The sequence below is a fragment of the Streptomyces sp. NPDC049541 genome (assembly GCF_044465725.1).
Classification (GTDB): domain Bacteria; phylum Actinomycetota; class Actinomycetes; order Streptomycetales; family Streptomycetaceae; genus Streptomyces.
Map to the genome: position 1 here is coordinate 629035 of NZ_JBITLY010000002.1, position 20897 is coordinate 649931.

Annotated in this window: 20 protein-coding genes; 8 read left to right on the forward strand and 12 right to left on the reverse strand. The window is 70.8% G+C overall.

The features are described 5' to 3' along the window. Positions 1-111: 111 nt before the first annotated feature. Complete coding sequence (locus ACIBW9_RS09950; protein WP_398953115.1) at positions 112-966, reverse strand: class I SAM-dependent methyltransferase; 855 nt, start codon at positions 964-966, stop codon at positions 112-114. Between the two features lie 74 nt (positions 967-1040). On the opposite strand from ACIBW9_RS09950, the gene ACIBW9_RS09955 reads away from it, so the two are divergent. Continuing rightward, on the forward strand, positions 1041-1481 hold the full coding sequence (locus ACIBW9_RS09955) for a helix-turn-helix domain-containing protein (RefSeq protein ID WP_398953116.1): 441 nt from the start codon (positions 1041-1043) through the stop codon (positions 1479-1481). A gap of 25 nt (positions 1482-1506) precedes the next feature. On the opposite strand, the gene ACIBW9_RS09960 is transcribed toward ACIBW9_RS09955, so the two are convergent. Further along, positions 1507-1896, reverse strand: a complete 390-nt coding sequence (locus ACIBW9_RS09960) for a winged helix-turn-helix transcriptional regulator (protein ID WP_398953961.1) — start codon at positions 1894-1896, stop codon at positions 1507-1509. Positions 1897-2044: 148 nt separating this feature from the next. Here ACIBW9_RS09960 and ACIBW9_RS09965 point away from each other — a divergent pair, with 148 nt between their 5' ends. Beyond that, positions 2045-2890: an NAD(P)H-binding protein gene (locus ACIBW9_RS09965; RefSeq protein ID WP_398953118.1), complete on the forward strand. Its 846-nt coding sequence runs from the start codon at positions 2045-2047 to the stop codon at positions 2888-2890. Positions 2891-3541: 651 nt separating this feature from the next. Here the strand turns inward: ACIBW9_RS09965 and ACIBW9_RS09970 are convergent. Then, on the reverse strand, positions 3542-4675 hold the full coding sequence (locus ACIBW9_RS09970) for a S1 family peptidase (RefSeq protein WP_398953962.1): 1134 nt from the start codon (positions 4673-4675) through the stop codon (positions 3542-3544). A 317-nt stretch (positions 4676-4992) separates the two neighbouring features. Between ACIBW9_RS09970 and ACIBW9_RS09975 the strand changes: the two genes are divergently transcribed. The 5 genes from ACIBW9_RS09975 to ACIBW9_RS09995 are packed head-to-tail and all read left to right on the forward strand — an operon-like array spanning position 4993 to position 9695. Beyond that, positions 4993-5931: a PmoA family protein gene (locus ACIBW9_RS09975; RefSeq protein ID WP_398953120.1), complete on the forward strand. Its 939-nt coding sequence runs from the start codon at positions 4993-4995 to the stop codon at positions 5929-5931. Positions 5932-5981: 50 nt separating this feature from the next. After that, a complete protein-coding gene (locus tag ACIBW9_RS09980) occupies positions 5982-7265 on the forward strand; it encodes an ABC transporter substrate-binding protein (protein WP_398953122.1) in 1284 nt (427 codons plus the stop codon). Then, positions 7262-8206: a carbohydrate ABC transporter permease gene (locus ACIBW9_RS09985; protein WP_398953124.1), complete on the forward strand. Its 945-nt coding sequence runs from the start codon at positions 7262-7264 to the stop codon at positions 8204-8206. The genes ACIBW9_RS09980 and ACIBW9_RS09985 overlap by 4 nt, the downstream gene beginning before the upstream one ends. Then, positions 8203-9063 carry a carbohydrate ABC transporter permease gene (locus ACIBW9_RS09990; RefSeq protein WP_398953126.1) on the forward strand — a complete coding sequence of 287 codons (861 nt, stop codon included), beginning with the start codon at positions 8203-8205 and terminating at the stop codon, positions 9061-9063. The genes ACIBW9_RS09985 and ACIBW9_RS09990 overlap by 4 nt, the downstream gene beginning before the upstream one ends. A 5-nt stretch (positions 9064-9068) precedes the next feature. Next, positions 9069-9695: a hypothetical protein gene (locus ACIBW9_RS09995; protein ID WP_398953128.1), complete on the forward strand. Its 627-nt coding sequence runs from the start codon at positions 9069-9071 to the stop codon at positions 9693-9695. On the opposite strand, the gene ACIBW9_RS10000 is transcribed toward ACIBW9_RS09995, so the two are convergent. The 7 genes from ACIBW9_RS10000 to ACIBW9_RS10030 all read right to left on the reverse strand — a co-directional run bounded on the left by ACIBW9_RS10000 (position 9625) and on the right by ACIBW9_RS10030 (position 18443). Beyond that, positions 9625-11181 carry a metallophosphoesterase gene (locus tag ACIBW9_RS10000; RefSeq protein WP_398953965.1) on the reverse strand — a complete coding sequence of 519 codons (1557 nt, stop codon included), beginning with the start codon at positions 11179-11181 and terminating at the stop codon, positions 9625-9627. The genes ACIBW9_RS09995 and ACIBW9_RS10000 overlap by 71 nt on opposite strands. Positions 11182-11309: 128 nt before the next feature. Further along, on the reverse strand, positions 11310-11738 hold the full coding sequence (locus tag ACIBW9_RS10005) for a VOC family protein (RefSeq protein WP_398953130.1): 429 nt from the start codon (positions 11736-11738) through the stop codon (positions 11310-11312). Positions 11739-11803: 65 nt separating this feature from the next. Then, positions 11804-12649, reverse strand: coding sequence for a helix-turn-helix domain-containing protein (locus tag ACIBW9_RS10010; RefSeq protein WP_398953132.1), 846 nt, complete (start codon positions 12647-12649; stop codon positions 11804-11806). Between the two features lie 33 nt (positions 12650-12682). Then, complete coding sequence (locus ACIBW9_RS10015) at positions 12683-14968, reverse strand: glycosyl hydrolase family 95 catalytic domain-containing protein (RefSeq protein ID WP_398953134.1); 2286 nt, start codon at positions 14966-14968, stop codon at positions 12683-12685. A gap of 141 nt (positions 14969-15109) precedes the next feature. Beyond that, the gene (locus ACIBW9_RS10020) at positions 15110-15751 is read right to left on the reverse strand and encodes a class I SAM-dependent methyltransferase (RefSeq protein ID WP_398953136.1); all 642 of its coding nucleotides are present in this window, start codon (positions 15749-15751) and stop codon (positions 15110-15112) included. 63 nt (positions 15752-15814) lie between these two features. Next, positions 15815-18196: an ATP-binding cassette domain-containing protein gene (locus ACIBW9_RS10025; RefSeq protein ID WP_398953138.1), complete on the reverse strand. Its 2382-nt coding sequence runs from the start codon at positions 18194-18196 to the stop codon at positions 15815-15817. 55 nt (positions 18197-18251) lie between these two features. Then, entirely contained in the window at positions 18252-18443 is a 192-nt protein-coding gene (locus tag ACIBW9_RS10030) for a hypothetical protein (protein WP_398953140.1), read from the reverse strand. Positions 18444-18550: 107 nt separating this feature from the next. On the opposite strand from ACIBW9_RS10030, the gene ACIBW9_RS10035 reads away from it, so the two are divergent. Next, positions 18551-18718 (forward strand): hypothetical protein, encoded by a 168-nt coding sequence (locus ACIBW9_RS10035; RefSeq protein ID WP_398953142.1) that lies wholly within the window; start codon positions 18551-18553, stop codon positions 18716-18718. A 232-nt stretch (positions 18719-18950) separates the two neighbouring features. Here ACIBW9_RS10035 and ACIBW9_RS10040 read toward each other — a convergent pair whose 3' ends face one another. Then, a complete protein-coding gene (locus ACIBW9_RS10040) occupies positions 18951-19685 on the reverse strand; it encodes a YqjF family protein (protein ID WP_398953144.1) in 735 nt (244 codons plus the stop codon). An 80-nt stretch (positions 19686-19765) separates the two neighbouring features. After that, complete coding sequence (locus tag ACIBW9_RS10045) at positions 19766-20821, reverse strand: LacI family DNA-binding transcriptional regulator (protein ID WP_398953146.1); 1056 nt, start codon at positions 20819-20821, stop codon at positions 19766-19768. Between the last annotated feature and the right edge of the window lie 76 nt (positions 20822-20897).

The following is a 20897-nucleotide window of genomic DNA, read 5'->3' on the forward strand; positions in this document are numbered from 1 at the left end:
GCGTTCCTTCACCCCGTCGCACGGAGTCCTCACTATGCGCCAGTCACCCGGGCCCGGCAACGGGCTGCCGGATACGCGAAAGTTTCGCGGCTGCGCAACCCTCGACCCGGGTCAGCGGGTGGTCGACGCGCGGGCTTCCACCAGCCAGCACGCGGCGGTGAAACGGACCTGCGTGCCCTGCACGAAGGGGTCGAACGCGGCGCGGACCGTGTCGATGACGCGGGTGCGGGTCTGCTCGTCGACCCTGCCGAGAGCCAGACCGACCGGGCCGAGCCGGGTGAGGTAGTGGACCAACTCGCTCTCGGGCAGGGCACAGGACACGTCGATCGGCCGGATGTCGATCTCCCTCCAGCCGCTCTGCGCCAGGATGCGGCGGACGCGGTCCGGGTCCGCGAAGGCGAACTGGCCCGGCTCGTCCGGGCGGCGGACGGGCAGGTCCGGCAGCAGCGGTGCCGCCGCGCGTTCGGCCGTCGTCATGAACGGGTTCTCCGCAGGGCCGCGCCAGGCGATGAACCGCAGCAGGGCCCCGTCCGCCGACGCACGCCGGAGGTTCGCGAACGCCCGCACCGAGTCCTTGAAGAACATGACACCGAAGCGTGAGATGACGGCGTCGAAGGCGGCGGGCTCAAAGGCGTGGTCCTGGGCGTCGCCGAGGACGAAGGTCGCCGGTGTGCCCTCCCGTTCGGCGCGCGCCCGTGCGGCGGCGATCACCGGTTCGGAGATGTCGACGCCCACACTGCGGCCCGCCGCACCGAGCCGCCGCGCGACGGCCAGCGTGACACCCCCGGTGCCGCAGCCGACATCGAGCACCCGATGCGCGGATCCCGCGGCCACTGCATCGACGAGCAGGTCCTCGAAGGGCTTGAACATCTCGTCCAGCACCGTCTGCAACTCGACCCAGGCATTGCCGCCGGGCCCCTTCCAACGGGCTGCCTGATCGTCACCGGTCCCGCGCCTGACGTCCATCAACGCCTCCTCCACTTGCCTTCGTCCGATCGAGGTGACACCGTGCCACTTCAAGTCGACTTGAGGTAAAGAGGATGACAGAGCTGGACATCGCCGAGGTGGTGCAGCGCGCCGGAGTTCCCACCTCCACCCTGCGGTTCTACGAGGAAAAGGGGCTGATCGCCGCGAGTGGCCGGCGGGGTCTGCGCCGTCAGTACGACCCCGCGGTACTGGAGCGCCTGGCGCTGATCGCGATGGGGCGCACCGCCGGCTTCTCACTCGACGAGATCGCGCGCATGTTCGCGCCGGACGGACAGCCGCACATCGACCGCCAGGTGCTTGCGGCCAAGGCGGAGGAGCTGGACCGCGCCATCCGCGAACTGGGCGTCCTGCGCGACTCCTTGCGGCATGCCGCGGCCTGTCCCGCCCCGAGCCATATGGAGTGCCCCACCTTCCGCCGCCTCCTCAAGGCGACCGCCTCGGGCGCCGCCCCCGCACCGAGGAAGCGGGCTCCGCGCTCACCGCAGGAGCGCTGACGGACCCTGCGGGACGGACAGCCCCTCAGGCCGAGTCGGCGTCGTACTCCCGCCGGGACTGTTCGACCTTCTCGAGGTTGTCGGCGGACCATTCGGCGAGATGCGCGAACAGCGGGGCGAGACTGCGGCCGAGTTCGCTGATCTCGTACTCGACCCGGGGCGGGACCTCCGGGTGGTAGGTGCGCACGACGAGACCGTCGCGTTCCAGTTGCCTCAGCCGCTGGGTCAGCACCTTCGGCGTGATCCTCGCGATGCGCCGCTCCAGCTCGACGAACCGCTGCCGGCCGTGTGTGTGCAGGCTCCACAGGATCGGGGTGGTCCACCGGCTGAACACGATGTCCACGACCGGACCGATCGGACAGGCAACTTCCGGATCCGTCCCGGCAGTTGCCGCCTGCATGCCCTTGACCGCCATGCGCATCCCTCCGGGATAGCCACTTTCCCCTAGGTACCTACTATATCGGCGGTGTTAGCGTCCGTGAGGCGCCCGGGAAACAGCACTCCGCGGCGTTCACGCCCGACCAGGGCATCGACAACACACCGAACCACAAGGGGAGTTGACCGTGATCGTAGTGACGGGAGCGACTGGCAACGTCGGCCGATCGCTCGTGCAGACCCTCGCAGCCGGCGGCGCGCGGGTGACCGCGACATCCCGGGCCGTATCGGCCGCGGACGCGCCGCACGGCGTCCGGCACCGACAGGCGGACCTGACCGATCCGGAGAGCCTCCGGCCGGTCTTCGACGGCGCCGAGGCGCTGTTCCTGCAGAACGGCGGCCCCAGCGCGCACCTGCTCAGTCCGCGGGACATCCTCGATGTGGCCAAGACCGCCGGGATCGAACGAGTCGTGCTGCTCTCCTCCCAAGGGGTCGCGACCCGGCCGGAGTCGGCCTCGCACGGGGGCGTCGCACGCGCCATCGAGGACGCCGTCCGGCAGTCGGGCCTGAACTGGACGATCCTGCGGCCCGGCGGCTTCAACTACAACACCTACGCCTGGGCCGAGTCCGTGCGCACCCGACGAGCGATCGCCGCGCCCTTCGCCGACATCGGCCTGCCCACCATCGACCCGGACGACATAGCCGAGGTGGCCGCCACGGCCCTCCGCGAGGACCGCCACGCCGGACAGACCTACGAGCTGACCGGCCCCGCCCTCACCACGCCCCGCCAGCGGGCCGAGGCGATCGGCGAAGCCCTCGGTGAACCGGTGCGCTTCGTCGAGCAGACCCGCGAGGAGGCCCGCGCACAGATGCTGCAGTTCCTGCCCGAGCCCGTGGTCGACACCACGCTCGACATCCTCGGCAACCCCACACCTGCCGAGCAGCGCATCAGCCCCGACGTCGAGCAGGTCCTCCACCGCGCACCCCGCACATTCGCCGCCTGGGCGCAGCGTCATATCGCCGCGTTCCGGTAAGCCCTCACGGCTGCCCAAGGCATGTGCGGGCTGCGTCGGTTGATGCGGGTGAAGCCCGCTCGGCCTCGGTGCGTGGACTCAGCGGTGTCGGCGCGCACAGGCTTGCCGACAGCGCATCGGGTCGGCGGGCAGGTCCTCCACCGAGCGCCCCGCACATTCGCCGCCTGGGCGCAGAGTGATATCGCCGTGTTGCGGTAAGCCCTCGCAGTTGCCCGACGCCCGTGCGGGCTGCGTCGGCTGGTGCCTGGCGGAGCCCGCTGTCTCGGCAGCGTGGACTGAGGCGGTTGCAGGGATCAGACCGTGGCGGTGGCGGCGAGTCCAGACCGCCGCGCGGCGTATCAGCCCCTCCGTTGAGCAGGTTCTCCACCGAGCGCCCCGCACATTCGCCGCTTGGGCGCAGAGTGTTATCGCCGTGTTGCGGTAAGCCCTCGCAGTTGCCCGACGCCCGTGCGGGCTGCGTCGGCTGGTGCCCGGCGGAGCCCGCCGTCTCGGCAGCGTGGACTGAGCCGGTTGCAGGGATCAGACCGTGGCGGTGGCGGCGAGCTCAGGCCTGACCGAGACTGCGTTACCTCGACGTAGACGGGTCACCAGGCGGGGCGGGCTCCGCCGGCTGGTCCCCGGCGGAGCCCGCTCAGCCACACCGGCGCAGACTCAGGCGGTCTGCAAGGTCAGCCCGTACCGGTTGAGGATCTCGTTGACCGGCTGGTACCAGGTCTCGCCTCCGGAGCTGCAGTTGCCCCAGCCGCCGGAGGTGACGCCCTGTGCCTGGTCGCCGCTGATGAAGGAGCCGCCGGAGTCGCCGGGCTCGGCGCAGACGCTCGTCTTCGTCAGTTCATGGACGGCGCCCTGGCTGTAGTTGACCGTCTCGTTCTTGGCCAGGACGGTGCCGCAGTGCCAGTGCGAGGTGGAGCCGGAGCGGCAGATGGACGCACCGACGGGGGCTTCGGCCGAACCGCGCACGAGCTGGTCGGAGACCGTGCCCCAGCCGAGTACCACCGGCACGGTCCACCAGCCGCTGCCCACGTTCACCCAGGCGTAGTCGTTGTCCGGGAACGACGAGCCCTGGAAGTTGCCGACGTAGGAGCCGTCCCAGCCGTACACCGCGCCCGTGTGCTGGTCGCAGTGCCCGGCGGTGACGAAGCCGCCGTACACCGAAAAGCCTATGGAGCAGCGGACGTTGCCGGTGTAGTACGGGTCGCCGCCCACGGTGCCGGCGGCGAAGGTCTGCGGCGCGTCGACGGTCTGCCGCACGGTGACCGGGCCGGCCTGGCGGGCCCGGGCCAGGAAGGCGCGGACATCGTTGTCACGACGGTGTGCGGCGATGACGTCCACGACGACCTTGTTGGTCTTGGCGTCGACGTACCAACTTCCGATGCCTGCGGGCGCGGAGAGCGCGTCGATGCGTTTCTTCGCCGCGTCCAGTTGCCGAGCGCTGTGCTGCACGAGGCGTACGGTCGCGCCGGTCGCGCGCACGGCCTCGGTGTTCGCGCCACGGGTGACGGCGACGGTCAGCTTGCCGCTTCCGGCGTCGAACCAGGAGCCGCCGTACGACGACCCGGCGGCACGCTTCGCGTCCCGTTCCACGGCCCCCGCCCTCTTCTCGGCGGCCAGACGCGCTGCGGCCTGACTCTTCGTCAGGCCCAGGTCGTACTGCATGGCGGTGAGGAGGGAGGCGGAGGCCGGTGGTTCGGGGGAGGGTGAGGGGGAGTCGGCGGCGGAGGCCGGCACGGCATTCGCGGTGGCCCAGCTGCCGAGCAGGAGAAGTGCGGACAGTGCGGTGCGCATGGCTGTTGTGCGTCTCAAGGGAGTGGCCCCTTCGTTGTTCCAGCAGGGTGGGGGTGGAACAGCAGAACGTTGAGAGCGCTCTCACTTCATGCGTGGCAGAGCCTAGCGGGGGATCGATGGCAGGTCCATACCAATCCCGGGAGGGATGGAGTGTTGAACGAGTCGATCACCGCGGGGGTGGTGGCTCGCGTAAACGCCCATCGCTGCACGGGGGTTGTCCTGACATTCCCTCGCACCTAAGGTCACCTTCGGGCGCAAGCGCTTTCTGCAACCAGGCCAGGCATGGCGACCCCCACACTGCGCCCAGAGGAGTGCGCATGAGCATTCGCGTCAGCCACGCGTACGGCGACCACATCGCGGTCGCGGCGCCGGACGGCACCGAGATCCTCCGCTACGTCTACCGCCCCGACCCCGATGCCTTCGAGGCGCGCAAGCCCTACGCGCACCCGGTGCGCACCCTCGCCGGACGCACCGTGACCGGCTACCGCCCCAGCGACCACCGCTGGCACAAGGGCCTGCAGATGACGGCGAGTCATCTGTCCGGGCAGAACTTCTGGGGCGGCAACTGCTATGTCCACGGCCGAGGTTATCTGCCACTGCCCGACCGCATCGGCTCGATGCGCCACGACGGCTTCCCCGCGTTCACGGTCGAGGACGACCGGCTCGCCTTCACCGAGGCCCTCACCTGGGTGGAGAACGGCGGCGCCGAGTGGGCGCGAGAGGAGCGCGGGCTCACCGTCCATTCCGTCGACCAGGAGGCCGGGGCCTGGACCCTGGACTGGTCGATCCACCTCACCAACCTCCGCGACGAGCCCCTGGCCTTCGGCTCGCCCACCACCGAGGGCCGTGAGATGGCCGGCTACACCGGACTGCAGTGGCGCGGCCCCCGCGACTTCACCGGCGGTACCGCCTTCGGCGCCGACCTCGACGGAGGAGCGGGATCGGACGCGGGCAAGCTGATGGGCACCCAGGGCCCCTGGCTGGCTTTCACCGCCGAGCACGACGACGTCGACGCGCACTCCACGCTCGTCTTCGCCCACGCGCCCGAGAACCTCGACGGGCAGTCGGCGATCCATGACTCGCACTGGTTCGTGCGCTCGGAACCGATCCCCACGGTCGCGTTCTCCTGGGCGTTCTTCGAGGAGTTCGAGCTGCCGCCCGGCGAGTCCTTCGCCTACCGCTATCGCCTTGTCATCGCCGACGGCGCCTGGGACCGCGACCGGGTCGCCGGCCACCTGGCTGGTCTGGCGTGGTGACCGACCGGTCTTGAGAGCAAGCAGCTGTGAGGAAATGAGGTGACCTCGGCATGCCCGGACACAGGACAAAGGGGTTCTGCGCAGCGGCCGCCGCACTCGTGCTCAGTGCGGTGCTGGCCGGCTGCGGGGGATCCGGGGAGTCGGCCGGCGGCGGCAAGGTCGTGCTGCGCTACACCTGGTGGGGCAACCCCGACCGCGCGGCACGCACCGAACAGGCCGTCGCCCTGTTCGAGAAACAGCATCCGAACGTGCGGGTGCAGACGTCGTTCTCCGGCTACGACGCCTACAAGCAGAAGCTCGCCATTCAGGCCACCGGCGGCGACGCACCCGATGTGATGCAGCTCGACTACCGCCAGATCGACCAGTACGCCTCCGGACACGTCCTGCTCGACCTCGGCAAGGTCAAGGACGTCCTGCGCACCGCCGAGATCGACCCTGGTCTGCTGGCCACCGGCCGGGTGAACGGCACCCAGTACGCCGTGCCGCAGGGCCGCGGCACCGAGACCGTCGTCTACGACGTGAAGGCCTGGAAGGCGTCCGGGGTGCCCCTCCCGCGCAAGGGCTGGACCTGGAGCCAATGGGCCGACGACGTACGGGAGTTGGCCAGAAAGACCGGCAGGCCCGGTGCCACCGACCCGGGCCAGAGCGAGGACGCCTTCGAGGTGTGGCTGCGCGGCCAGGGCAAGGCCCTCTACACCAGGGGCGGTGGCCTCGGCTTCACGGCCGACGACCTCGCCCGCTGGTGGACCTTCACCGACCGGCTCCGCCGGGAGGGCGCCGTCTCCCCGGCCGAACAGACCACGCAGCTCGACGGCTCCGTCGAGAACACCCCGCTCGGCCGCGGCAAGGCCACCGCCGACTTCAACTGGGACGCCCCGTCCAGCGGCTACCTCGCCCTCGTCAAGGGCGGCGTCGCGCTCGCACCGATGCCGTCCGGCGAGGACGGCACACCCGGCCAGTACTTCAAGCCGTCCATGTTCCTCGGCATAGGAGCCCACACCGGCCACCGCAAGGAGGCCGCCGCACTCGTCGACTTCCTCCTCAACGACCCGCAGGCGGCGAAGATCCTCGGAGCCACCCGCGGCATCCCCGTCAACGAGACCGTCCGCAAGCAGACCGCCTCCCAGCTCAAGGACTTCGACAAGACGGTCGCCGACTTCCAGTCCTCCCTGGAGGGCTCCCTCAAGGACCCGCCGCAGGCTCCGCCCTCGGGCGACAACGCCCTGCAGACCACCTTCCAGCGCGACTACGACCAGGTGTCGTACGAGCGCATGTCGCCGCGCCGGGCGGCCGAGAACTATGTCACCGAGGCGAAGGCGGAGCTGAGGTCATGACCACCACCGACATCCCCGCACCCACCGCACGCCCGCCCCGGCCCGCACCCGCCGCCGGGCGCCGCCCCAAGCGTGAACGCGAGGGTGCCGCCTGGGTGTTCCTGTCCCCGTGGGTGCTCGGCGCCTGCGTCCTCACGCTGCTGCCGATGGCCGTGTCGCTGTATCTCTCCTTCACCGACTACGACCTGTTCAACCCGCCGCACTGGGTGGGCCTGCGCAACTACACACAGATGTTCACCGAGGACCCGCGGTACTGGCGTTCCGTCGTGACGACCCTGACGTACGTCGTGATCGCGGTGCCCCTGCAACTGGCGCTCGCCCTCGTGGTAGCGCTAGCCCTCAAGACCATGAAGCGCGGCAAGGGCTTCTACCGCTCCGCCTTCTACGCCCCCTCGCTGCTCGGCGCGTCCATGTCCATCGCCCTCGTCTGGCGTGCGGTCTTCAACGACGGCGGCACCGTGGACCACCTCCTCGGCACCGGCGGCTGGGTCAACAAACCCGGCTGGGCACTGCTCGCCGTGGCGCTGCTGACGGTGTGGCAGTTCGGTGCGCCGATGGTCATCTTCCTGGCCGGGCTGCAGCAGATACCGGCCGAGCTGTACGAGGCCGCGGCCGTGGACGGGGCGGGCAGGTGGCGGCAGTTCCGGGCCGTCACCGTGCCGATGCTGTCCCCGGTGCTCTTCTTCAACCTGGTGCTGCAGACCATCCAGGCGTTCCAGGTGTTCACCCCGGCCTTCGCGGTCAGCGGCGGCAAGGGCGGTCCCGCGGACTCGACCCTCGTCTACACCCTCTACCTCTACGACCGCGGCTTCGTCGCCTCGCACATGGGCTACGCCTCCGCCATGGCCTGGGTGCTGCTGCTCGTCATCGGCGCCGTCACCGCGGTGCTGTTCCGCACCTCGCGCTCCTGGGTCTTCTACGCCTCCGAGGGGGACCGATGACCACAACTGCCGTAGCCCGAAGGCCCGTTCGCTGGGGCCGCATCGCCGTGCACCTCGGCTGTCTGGGCGCACTGCTGGTCATGCTCTACCCGCTGGCGTGGCTGCTCGCCACGTCTCTCAAACCGGCCGACGAGGTCATCGCGAGTCTCAACCTGCTGCCCAGCCATCTGGAGTGGTCGAACTACAAGACCGCCCTGGACGGTGTGAACGACGTGTCGATCTGGCGGCTGCTCGGCAACTCGCTGCTGATCGCGGGCGGTGCGGTCGTCGGCAACGTCGTCAGCTGCTCCCTTGCGGCCTATGCCTTCGCCCGGCTGCGTTTCCGTTTCCGCGGCCCGATGTTCGCCTTCATGATCGCGACGATCATGCTGCCGCACCATGCGGTGCTGATCCCGCAGTACATCATCTTCAACAAGCTGGGCATGGTGAACACCTACTGGCCGCTGATCCTGCCGAAGTTCCTCGCCACCGAGGCGTTCTTCGTCTTCCTGATCGTGCAGTTCATGCGCGCACTGCCGAGGGAGCTGGAGGAGGCGGCGCGCATCGACGGCTGCGGGCCGTTCCGCAGCTTCTTCCAGGTGATCCTGCCGCTCACCCGTCCCGCGCTGATCACCACGGCGATCTTCACGTTCATCTGGACGTGGAACGACTTCTTCACCCAGCTGATCTACCTCTTCGACCCCGACAAGTTCACGCTCACCCTTGCGCTGCGGTCGTTCGTGGACGCCTCCAGCCAGTCGGCGTTCGGGCCGATGTTCGCGATGTCGGTGATCGCGCTGCTGCCGATCGTGCTGTTCTTCCTCGCCTTCCAGCGGTTCCTGGTGGAGGGCATGGCCAGCTCCGGACTGAAGGGGTGAGCGGGATGAGCGACACGCGGACGCGCGAGCCGGGCGAGGTCTTCGGGCCGCGCATGACGCTGTTCGCCGACATGCTGAGCGTCGGCCTCGCCACGGCCGCGGCCTGTCTGCCGCTGCTGACCGCCCCGGCCGCGCTGTCCACGGCCTGCGCGGTGCTGCGGGGCGCGAGGGAGGACCAGCCGGTCACCGCCGGCCGCTACTTCGCCCTGCTGTGGGGGCGTCTGCGGGCGGGTGACCTGGCCGCGGGCGCCGCCGCCCTGGCCGGTGCGCTGCTGTTCGCCGCGGACCTGGCGCTCGCGGGGGCGGGACTGCCGGGGGCGCCGCTGTTCGCGGTGACCGCGGCCGCGATCGGCGCCTGCGCCACCGTGGTCGCCCTCAGGGCCTGCGCCCGCCCGGAGTCCCTAGACGACTGGCCCACCGCGCTGCGCGCGGCCGCCAACGACGCGGTACGTGATCCGGGAGGCAGCGGCCTGGTGCTCCTCGCGGTGGCGACGGCCGCCGTGTGCGCCTGGGTGCTGGTGCCGCTGGCGTTTCTGGCGCCGGGGCCACTGGCGTTGGCGCTCACGGCTGTGGACGTACGGCGTACGCCTCGGGCCGGCGCTGGGAGGGGATCGCCGGCGCCGGGCGGGTGATGCCGGACAGGTCGCGGGCGGTCATGCTGTTGCGGTCGGTGACCGAGCGGCCCAGCGCGTGGTGCGGCCACAGTCCCGCGGCCACCCGGCGGCTGCGCTCGGTCCATTCACGGGCCGCGGCGCTGCTCGCCTTGTAGTGGTTCACGGCGTAACCGCCCGAGTGGATCCGCAGTAGACAGAACCCGCCGGGATAGTCCTTGACCGCGCTGACCTCCTGCATCGTGACATGCGGGGCCTGCGGCAGCACGGTGCGCTTGTTGCGGTGGGTGTGGCCCGCGTGATGGAGGAAGACGCCGGGTGCGCTCGCATAGGCGTCGAGGATGGAGCGGGCCTGCCGGCGGCCCAGGCGCTGCCCGCCGGTCACCGGGAAGACGGAGTCCCGTACAGCCAGCGGATGGTGTCCGAACACGACCGTGGGCTGGTCCCTGTTCTCCCTCAACCGGGCCCGGAACCAGGCCAGTTGCTCGGCGCCGAGGCCGCCCGCGTCGGCGCCGTTGCCGTCCTTCTCGTAGGTGTCGAGCCCGACGATCCGCAGACCGCCGAGCTCGCGCGCGAAATAGGCGGGCCCGTCGCCGTCGAGGAACCCGTCCCGGAAGGAGTCCCCGCAACCACCGTCACAGGAACGGCAGTTGCCGTGCCCGGGCCGGTCGTGGTTGCCGCGTACGACGAAGTAGTCCTGACCGTGGGCGCCGAAACCGTCCAGGATCCGCTTGGCCTCGGCCAGGTCCTCGGCCGCCCCGCCGGCCGAGATGTCCCCGGCGGCCAGCAGCACGTCCGCCCCGCGCCGGCGGGCCTCCTCGACCACGGCCCGGCTCATGATCTCGGGATAGGGTGCGCGACCGTGTTCCTGCCTGATCCCGCGCATCAGGGGCATGCCGGTCACCAGGCCGGCGGTGGTCTCGCCCAGGTGCAGGTCGTTGCAGAGCGCGATCGACAGCAGGTGCCGCCCCGGCGGCGGCTGCGGAGTGGTGAAGGAGTACGGGCCTCCGGCCGAGCCCAGCCCGTGGCGGTTGGTGCCGACGGCGTTGCCGCGCACGAGATGCAGCGGCGTCGGTGTCGCGGCCACGCCCCGGGAGCGTGCCTGGTAGTAGTACGTCTGCCCGGGCTCCAGGTCCGTGAGCTCCACGTAGTGGTGCGCCACCGGGCCCTCCTCCGCCGCGACGCGGGTGAGGCGCCCGGGATGGGTGCCGTAGACGACCTCGCCCTCGGTGACCGCGGGGAGCATGTGCCCGAAGCCGTCGTCGGTGCCGGGCACCCCGGTGTACCAGGTGATGACGGCGCGGTCCTCGGTCAGGGTGACCAGTTCCAGATGGACGGCGGCCAGACCGTCGCGGTGGCTGTGCCTGTTCCTGCCCGCGGGGCCGCGCAGGGCGTCGGCGGCGGTCCGCAGCAGGGCCGGGGTGAGCAGGGCGCCGGAACGCAGGATCTGGCAGGGGTCCGGCAGGGCCGACAGAGCGGAGAGTGGAGCGGACAGGCAGCAGCGCATGCCCCAGTGTGCGCGCACGCGGTGAACGGCTGCAGTGATGTGGATGGCAGGACAGGGGCCGACGGGCGACAAATCCCAGGTCGGCCCGCCTGCGACCGGTCCGGGTGAGAATGCTCACCTCATGATGATCAGCGCGGTTCGCCTCGATATGTACCGAAATACCATCGGTTGCCTTCGGGGTCGCGGGCGGCGAAGTCGCGGGAGCCGTAGTCGGTGACGTGCAGATTCGTGGTGATCTCGGCGCCGGCGGCCTTGGCGCGGGCGTGGACGGCGTCCGGGTCGGCGGTGACGGCGTAGGCGCTGAAGGCACCGGGCGGTGTCGGGCCGGTGCCCGGCTCCTTCTCCTCGCGTACGGAGCCCAGCATGATGCCGCCGCCCTCGGGCCAGCTGAGCTGGGCGTGCTGGACCAGGTCACCCTCCGCGTGGACCACGGTCTCCTCGAAGCCGAAGGCCTCCACGAGGAAGCGGATCAGCGCGCGGGCGTCGTGGGCGCGCAGGGTGGGCCAGACCTGCGGGGCGGGCGGCTGCTTGGCGTTGTCCGGCGTACTGGTCGTCATGGTGATGCGCCTCCGTTTCGCGGGAGCCGGGAGCCTGCCGGGTTGCCCGGCTGCTCTCCCCAGGGTCACGCGGGCGGATGGTGCCCGGATTGGATGTTTCGGAACTCCTGAGCCAGCCAGGCGCTCGGTGTGCAGGAGGCCAGGGCGGCGAACTCGCGGTCGAGATGGGACTGGTCCGCATAGCCGCAGTCGGCGGCCAGCCCCGCGAGATCGGGCACGCCGGGGCGGGCCGCCAGGCGTCGTCGGGCCAGGTCGAAGCGGATGACCCGGGCGGCAGCCTTGGGAGTGAGGCCGATGTCGGCGCGGAAGCGGTTGCGCAGATGCCGCTCGCTGAAGCCGGTGTCGGCGGCCAGTTTGTCGATGCGCAGGCGACCGCCGGCGGACAGCAGCCGCTGCCAGGCCTCCGCCACCGGGGTGATCGTCTGCGCACCGTCGCCTCTGGACATGCGGTGCAGCAGCCAGTCGTCGACGGCGGCGAACCGGGCGGCCCAGTCGGGTGCCTCACGCACCTTGTCGTGCACCTCGCGCACGCCCGTGCCCAGTACGTCGTCGGCGTGGACGTCTGTCCCGGCCAGCTCACCCGCGGGCAGCCCCAGCAGGACGCGGGCGCCGAGCGGGCTGATCGCGATCTGGATGCCGGACTGCCGTCCGGGGATGTCGATCAGCGCGGGCGTCAGGTGCAGGCCGCCCAGCAGGGTGGCGTACTCGCCGGGGGCGGCGTCCGGATCGGGATGGGCGGCCATGCTGAGCGGCTCGTCGAGGGTGATGATCAAGGTCAGCCACGGGGAGGGCAGCCCCCGGTGCCGGCCGTGCGGGATGCCGCGCTGACGGTAGCCGGAGTACCAGCCGACCAGCCCGCGCAGCGGTGGCGCAGGCACCGCCCGCACCGCCTCGTCCACCAGCTCACCCATGCGGTCATTGTCCTGCGCCGGGTGCGGACGGCGCTATGGAAGCCCCCACGCCGCCCCGGGCTCGCTCACCGCCACCGGGGCGATGACGAGATCGGGCCGGTCGCCGGTGTACAGCAGGACCTCGCGGCCCTTGGGGAGGTCGATCGCGAGGGTGCCCTCGGAGGTGGTGCGGGTGTGCGCCGGACGGCCGTCGTCGAGGACGGCCGTCAGCCGGCCCTCAGGCAGCCCGTGGCGCAGTTCCAGCGGCTCGCCCGCCAGGCTGCGCACCCGCACGAAGCGGGTGACCCCCTTGGTGCGCACCGCGCTGACCAGGAAGGCACCCTGGGTACGGAAGTCGTGCAGGGTCACGTCCGGCCAGGAGGACGGGACGGCGGGGAAGACCCGTACGACTCCGCCCCAGCTCTGGCACAGCATGTCGTGCAGGGACTGCGAGGCCGACAGCGGTGTCTCGATGACCGGACCGGCCTCGGTGTAGTGGGTGTTGGCCCGGCACGGATAGCGGGTGGTGGGGTCGAAGAACTTCTTCAGATACGTCAGCGCCGTGTCGCCGCGGCCCATCATCGCGTACATCGACGCGGCGCCCGTGTAGCTGTAGCCGCGGTGCGCACCGGTCAGCGCGTGCCAGCGCACCACCGTCTTCTCGATCAGCTCCCGCTGCTCCGGCTGGTCCCAGTTCACGAGGTAGAGCGGATAGACCATCAGCAGATGCGAGTAGTGGCGGTGGGACTGGGCGTACGGGGTCTCCGCACCGATCATGAAGCCGTTCTCGTCGACCGGATACGGGGCCAGTTTGGCCAGTATCTCCTGCCAGCGCTGCTTGAGCGGGTCGTCGATCCCGAGCCGGGCGGTCGCGTCCAGGAGTGTGGTGCAGCCCCAACGGATGAGTGCCAGGTCGTAGTTGGTGTCCCGTGGCGGGACCACCGGGTACTCGGGCGAGAGTGTCGAGGGCAGGTGCAGCCTGCCGTCGTCGCCGGGCTGGAGGAAGTGCCAGTAGTAGTTGATCGTGCGGCGCAGCAGTGGGTGGATCGTGTCGCGCAGCAGGGCCTCGTCCATGGTGTGCCGGTAGCTCAGCCACGCGTTGTGCAGCGCCCAGGTCAGGTCGCCCACCTCGGCGCCGCTGCCGGGCATGCCGACGCTGCGGTTCGCGAACATGTCGGAGCTGCGGCCGAGGCCGGCACTGTCCGCGCGGTAGGCGGCGGGCACATTGGCGGTCAGCTGCTCCTGGCTCTGCCTCAGCGTGCTGACGAGGGAGTCGAGTTCGAGGTGGTTGGAGCCGTGGATGAGCCAGTACTCGAGCTGGACGTTGAGGTTCCACCACACGGCGGGCCAGGGCGTCGGTTCCAGCCACGGCCCGGAGGTGGCCATCACGGGGCCGCCCGCGCGGCTCGCCGACGCGACCTTGTACAGCTGGATCCAGTGGAAGCTCTGCAGCCGCTGGTCGGGGATCGACACGAAGCTCTTGCGGTAGAACGCGTGCCACCAGCGCGTGTGCCGGGAGCGGAGCTCGCCGTAGGAACCGGCGCGCTGGATCTTCTTGAGCGAGACCTCCCCGGCGCGGGTGTCGGAGGGGTGGCTGTGGGCCACGCTGAGCAGGAGGGTGTCGCCCGAGCGGCGGTGGGCCGTCGCGGTCTGGCCGCCGCCGGCGAGCGGCTGCAGGACCTGTTCGACATCGCCGGTGGTCCGTGTGGTCCAGGGCGGGTTGGTGACGTATCCGGCCGGTGGCGCCTCCTGGATCTTGCGGGGGCTGATGGCCTCCTCGGGGTGGAAGGTCCAGCGGACCTGCTCCTCACCGTCGGCCGTCACCCGTGCGGCGAGGATCCCGTCGTGGATGAGTGCGGAGAGCGTCAGGGTGCCCTTGTCGGTGGTGACCGTGCCGGTGAGCTCGGCGTTCCACAGGCTCAGTCGCCAGTCGACGGAGGTGATGGTGCCGACCGGGTCGAGGGTCAGATGCCCCACGGGCAGCCGGGCGGTGCCCCAGCCGCTGCCGAACTCCGGCCGGTGGTCCTGCACTTCGCCGTGCTGCACCGTGAAGCGGATGCTGTTCGCGTTCGGCTCCCGGTAGATCATGCTGCCCAGACGCCCGTCACCCAGGAACGGGCCCTCGTACCAGACCGTGGGCAGCCGGTGCCACACGAGATCCTGCGCGCGCAGGAAGCCGGCCCACGCCCCGTCGGAGTCCATCCGGTTGCGCAGCTGCCAGCGGCCGCCGGCCGCGGAGGCTTCCTCCGGGGGAGTGGTGGCGGCAGCGGCGACGCCGGGTAAGGCGGCGGCCGTCGTGGCGCCGAGGGCTGAGCCGAGCACGGTTCGTCTAGAGGTCATTGCGGGGTGCCTCCACGATGCGAACGGACGGTTCCTGACGGTTCGAGTCATCGGATCTATTTTTCGGAGGAGCGTAGGGCTGCTGCACGGTAGGCGTCAACGGCCCCAACGCCTCGGAAATTGATCCGATGTAAAGGTGTCCTACGCAGGTTCTGCGACGGCGATGAACCGACCGGCCACCGGCCGGATACGAACCGACCACCCCAGCGCGGCGAGCTCGCGCGTCAGTGCCCGGGCATCGTGGAAGACCTTCACTATGCGGTACTCGCTGCCGTCGTCGAGCCGTCGCACCGCCGCCGGGACGGGATGATCCGCCAGGACGTCCTCCGTCGCGGCCCCGGCGGGCCCGTCGTCGATGAAGATCACTTTGCCGCACGGAGCGAGCGCTTCGGCGACGGTGCTCCAGAAGCGGGGCAGCCGCGCCGGCGGGACATGCGAGAGCCAGAAGGAGAAGAAGACGGTGTCGTAGCGCCGCGGGGGGCGCCATGCGAACAGGTCGGCTTCGACGAATTCGACGGTCGCGGCGGCGGTTCGCGCACGAGCGAGGGCCAGCACCTCGGGCGCCGCATCGACGGCCGTCACCGAGCGCGCCCGCGCGGCGAGCAGCCGGGTCCACTGGCCCGTTCCGCAGGCCAGCTCCAGAACGTCTCCCGCGATCGGCAGACCGTCGATGGAGGCCAGTAGTTCCTGCAGGTCTGCGAGCTGCGCATAGGGCCGGTCGTATTCGGCCGCGCCGGCCCGGTAGTAGGCCAACTGTTCGGCCAGCAGTGCGTCGTCATCCATGCCGCCACGGTCGGCCCTGCCCCTTGGGCAGGGTCAAGGCCGACCGGACATGTGGCGCCGCGCTCAGGCGCCGACGTACTCCGCGAGGTGCTCGCCCGTGAGGGTGGAGCGGGCCGCGACCAGGTCGGCCGGGGTGCCCTCGAAGACGATGCGGCCGCCGTCGTGGCCGGCGCCGGGGCCGAGGTCGATGATCCAGTCGGCGTGCGCCATGACCGCCTGGTGGTGCTCGATGACGATCACGGACTTGCCGGAGTCCACCAACCGGTCCAGCAGGCCGAGGAGTTGCTCGACGTCGGCGAGGTGGAGGCCGGTGGTCGGCTCGTCGAGGACGTAGACGCCGCCCTTCTCACCCATGTGCGTGGCCAGCTTCAGACGCTGGCGCTCACCGCCGGAGAGCGTGGTGAGCGGCTGGCCGAGGGTGAGATAGCCGAGCCCGACGTCCGCGAGACGCTCCAGGATCTTGTGCGCCGCCGGGGTGCGGGCCTCGCCCTCGGCGAAGAACTCCAGGGCCTCGGAGACCGGCATCGCGAGCACCTCGGAGATGTCCCGGCCGCCGAGCCGGTATTCGAGGACCGAGGCGTCGAACCGCTTGCCCTCGCAGTCCTCGCAGGTGCTGGCGACCCCGGCCATCATGCCCAGGTCGGTGTAGATGACGCCCGCGCCGTTGCACGTCGGGCAGGCACCCTCGGAATTGGCGCTGAACAGCGCGGGCTTGACGCCGTTGGCCTTGGCGAAGGCCTTGCGGATCGGTTCGAGAAGACCGGTGTACGTCGCCGGGTTGCTGCGCCGCGAACCCCGGATCGGGCTCTGGTCGACCGAGACGACCCCGAGCTCGACGGGGATCGACCCGTGCACGAGCGAGCTCTTGCCGGAGCCCGCGACACCGGTGATCACGGCGAGGACACCGAGCGGGATGTCCACGTCGACGTCCCGCAGGTTGTTCGCCGTGGCGCCGCGGATCTCCAGGGTGCCGGTGGACTTGCGCACCGTGTCCTTGAGCTTCGCGCGGTCGTCGAGGTGGCGCCCGGTGACGGTGTCGCTGCCGCGCAGCCCTTCGAGCGGACCCTCGTAGCAGACGGTGCCGCCCGCCGTGCCGGCGCCGGGGCCGAGGTCGACGACATGGTCCGCGATCGCGATGACCTCCGGCTTGTGCTCCACGACGAGCACCGTGTTGCCCTTGTCCCGCAGCCGCAGCAGCAGACCGTTCATCCGCTGGATGTCGTGCGGGTGCAGGCCCGCGGTCGGCTCGTCGAAGACATAGGTGACGTCGGTGAGGGAGGAGCCGAGGTGCCGGATCATCTTCACGCGCTGCGCCTCACCACCGGAGAGCGTGCCGGCGGGCCGGTTCAGCGAGAGGTAGCCGAGACCGATCTCGACGAACGAGTCGAGGGTCTGCTGCAGCGAGGTGAGCAGCGGCGCCACCGACGGCTCCGCGAGTGAGCGCACCCAGTCGGCCAGGTCCCTGATCTCCATCGCGCAGGCGTCCGCGATCGAGATCTTCTTGATCTTCGAGGAGCGGGCGTGCTCGGCGAGCCGGGTGCCCTCGCACTCGGGACAGACGGTGAAGGTGACCGCACGCTCCACGAAGGCCCGCACGTGCGGCTGCATCGCCTCCTTGTCCTTGGACAGCATCGACTTCTGGATGCGCGGGATCAGACCCTCGTAGGTCATGTTGATGCCCGCGATCTTCATCCGGGTCGGCTCCCGGTGCAACAGGTCGTGCAGCTCCTTCTTGGTGAACCTGCTGATCGGCTTGTCGGGGTCGAAGAAGCCGGACTCCGCGTACAGCCGGGAGTTCCAGCCGCCGCCGGTGTAGCCGGGGATGGTGAAGGCACGCTCGTTGATCGACTTGCTGTCGTCGTAGAGCTGGGTCAGGTCCAGGTCGGAGACCGAGCCGCGGCCCTCGCAGCGCGGACACATGCCGCCCACCTTGTTGAAGGTGACCTTCTGCTTGGCGCCGCCGCCCACCGAGATCGCTCCGGCCGCGGAGACCGAGGGGACGTTGAAGGCGAACGCCCCGGGCGGCCCGACATAGGGCTTGCCGAGGCGGCTGAACAGGATCCGCAGCATCGCGTTGGCGTCGGTGGCGGTGCCGACCGTGGAGCGCGGGTCGGCGCCCATCCGCTGCTGGTCCACGCTGATCGCGGTGGTCAGACCGTCCAGGACATCGACCTCGGGCCGCGACAGGCTGGGCATGAAGCCCTGCACGAAGGCGCTGTAGGTCTCGTTGATCAGGCGCTGCGACTCCGCGGCGATCGTGTCGAAGACCAGCGAGCTCTTGCCCGAGCCTGAGACACCCGTGAAGACCGTCAGCCGGCGCTTCGGGATCTCGATGCTGACGTCCTTCAGGTTGTTCTCGCGCGCCCCGTGCACACGGATCATGTCGTGGCTGTCTGCGGCGTGCAGCGCGGGTACCTGCGCGTTCGTCCTCTTCGCCGTGGTCATCGTCTCTCCATGGGTCGGGCCGGGCGGGCGCGGGAGTCGTCGTTCTGCGGTCACGTTAGCCGTGGCTCAGGAGAGCGCGCTTCTCGATTCCTGATCGGTTCCAGCGCCGGGCGAGCAGCAGGACGCACGCGAGTGCGCCGAGCGTCAGGGTGGCGAGCCCCGACCCGCCGAGCGTCGCGCGCGGGCCCAGCGCCGTGGTGAGCGGTCCGCCGAGTGCCGTGCCGAGCGGCGATGCGGTGAGCAGCACCGCGCTGCGGGCCCGCGAGAATCGCCGCCAGGTGCTGCGGGGGCGACTTGGGCTGCATCAGCGTCACCGACAGCGCCACGAACGGGCCGTAGATCGCGCCGCCGAGCGTGAACCACGCGACGCTGACGGCCGTCGGCGCACCGGTCCCGAACGGCACCAGTACGAGCCCCCAGGCCGTCACGATGCCGACCGTCACGGGCCACAGCGGCAGCCGCTGCAAGGCACCGACCGCCAGCGAGCCGATCACGGCCCCGAGGCCGAACGGCATCCAGTAAGGCCGAGCAGCGTGCCGGGTGCGTGCAGGTCCTCGGTGACATGCAGTGGCAGGGCGACCTCGACAGCGCCGCCATGTACGGGGGCAAGTACCTCGTGGGGACCCGCTGGGTGGTCAGCGCGCAAAGGCGCGTGCGGGGCTGCATCCATATGCGGCTCCACCGCGCGGGCGCGACCGGCCATGATGACGCCGCGGTCGACCGACGGCACGGGGCGGCACTTCCCGCAGAGCACTCAGCAGGCGGCCGACGGTGTCCCGAACCGGACCGCGACGCCCGGTGAGTACAGCACGCTGACCGGTGCCTCCGTCATCCGCGGCAGACCGCCCGCGGTGATCAACTCGTCGTCCAGGTCGAGCAGTTCGGCCCGGTGCAGCGGCCAGGGCGCGTGCTCGTTGGGCAGGTGCACCGTGCGGCCGTGCCACGGGACGTGCATGCCCCAGCGGGCGGTGAGGAACAGCTCCAGGGGGGTGGGATGCGCTATGGGCGCGCCGGGTCGCACCACGACCCGGCTTCGGGGGCCGCGGGCCGCGGACCGTCCGCGGCGGCAGGTGTAGGTGATCCTGCCGTTCCCGCGGTGCAGCCGCATCGCCGACCACACATAGGGCAGCCGCACGCCCAGCCGCCCCACCAGCACGGGCAGCAGCCGGGTCGCGTCCAGGGAGCGGAACACGACACCGCGGCGGCCCCGCCCGTCCACCGAGTACAGCCGTACGTTCGTCTCGCAGAACGTTCCGAGATACGGCAGACCGGGCCCCGGGCCGAGGCCCACGCCGCGCATCAGGAACGGCACCAGGCCGACGTAGGTGACCCCGTCGAGGGTGTCGGGCCGGGTCCCGGCAGGCAGCAGTGGAGCCACCCGCTCCGGCTCCACCGGCCAGTGCAGGAAGGTCAGTTCGTGCCAGCCCTGCACCAGCGTGGGCCTGCGCACGGGCCGCGGGGCGGACGGGGTGACCGGCTCGATCTCCATGACGAGGCTTGTAGCACGCGGGCAGCGGCCCGGTTGCTCCGACGGACCCGGGTTCGCCGGTGTTGTGCGCAACGGCACAGTCATCGGGGCCGGTCCGGCGGGGGCGCGGTGCTGTGCCTGACCACCAGGCTGGTCGGGACGAGATCGGTGCCGGGCTCGGAGTCGCCGCGGGTGCGGATCTGCTGGAGGGCGTCCTGGACGCAGCGGCGGCCGACCTCCGCGAAGTCCTGGTGGACGGTGGTCAGAGGCGGCACGAAGAAGGCGGCGTCGGGGATGTCGTCGAAGCCGACGACGCTGATGTCCGCGGGCACCCGCAGACCGCGCTCGTGGAAGGCGCGCAGCAGCCCCAGCGCCATCTGGTCGTTGGCGGCGAACACGGCCGTGCAGTCGGGCTGTTCGGCGAGCGCGAGGCCTGCCGCGTAGCCGGACTCGGCCGACCAGTCGCCGTGCAGGGGCGGCGGCACCGGGCGTCCCGCCTCCTCGAGGACCGTGCGCCAGGACTGGGTGCGGCGCTGCCCGGCGAAGGACGTCTCCGGTCCTGTCACGTGCCAGACGGTGCGGTGGCCCAGGTCGAGCAGGTGGCTGACGGCCTTGCGGGTGCCGTCGGCCTGGTCGGTGTCGACCACGCTGTAGCGGTCACCGGCGTCGGAGTCCACGACGACGACGTGCACGCCGGGCGGCAGCTGCACCGTGCCGGTGTCGAGGAGATGGATCTCCATGATGACGATGACGGCGTCGACGGCCAGCTCTCCCATGCGCGTGAACGCCCCCAGGACGTTGTCCTGGGTGGGGACGTCGATGGGGATCAGGGTGATCGCGTATCCCTCGGTCGCGGCATGCGTGGCGATCGCCTCCACGGTGCGGCTGTTGCCCGTGGAGGACAGGCTGAAGAGGATCACGCCGATGGTGTTGAACTGGCCGTAGCGCAGAGCACGTGCCGCGCTGTTGGGCCGGTAGCCCAGGTCGCGCATGGCCGAGAGCACCTGCTCCCGGGTCGAACTGATCACCCCGGGGTAGCCGTTGGAGACCCGCGAGACCGTCTGGGAGGACACGCCCGCCAGCTTGGCGACATCGGCCATGGAGACCCGCTGCTTGCGGCGTCCGCCCGGGACGCCGGTGCTGCCCCGTTCGACCACTGGTGCCTCCCTCGGGTGCCCGACCTGTTGCGCGACGCACCGGATGTTACGCGTGAGGAGCCTTGACGGCTGCTGG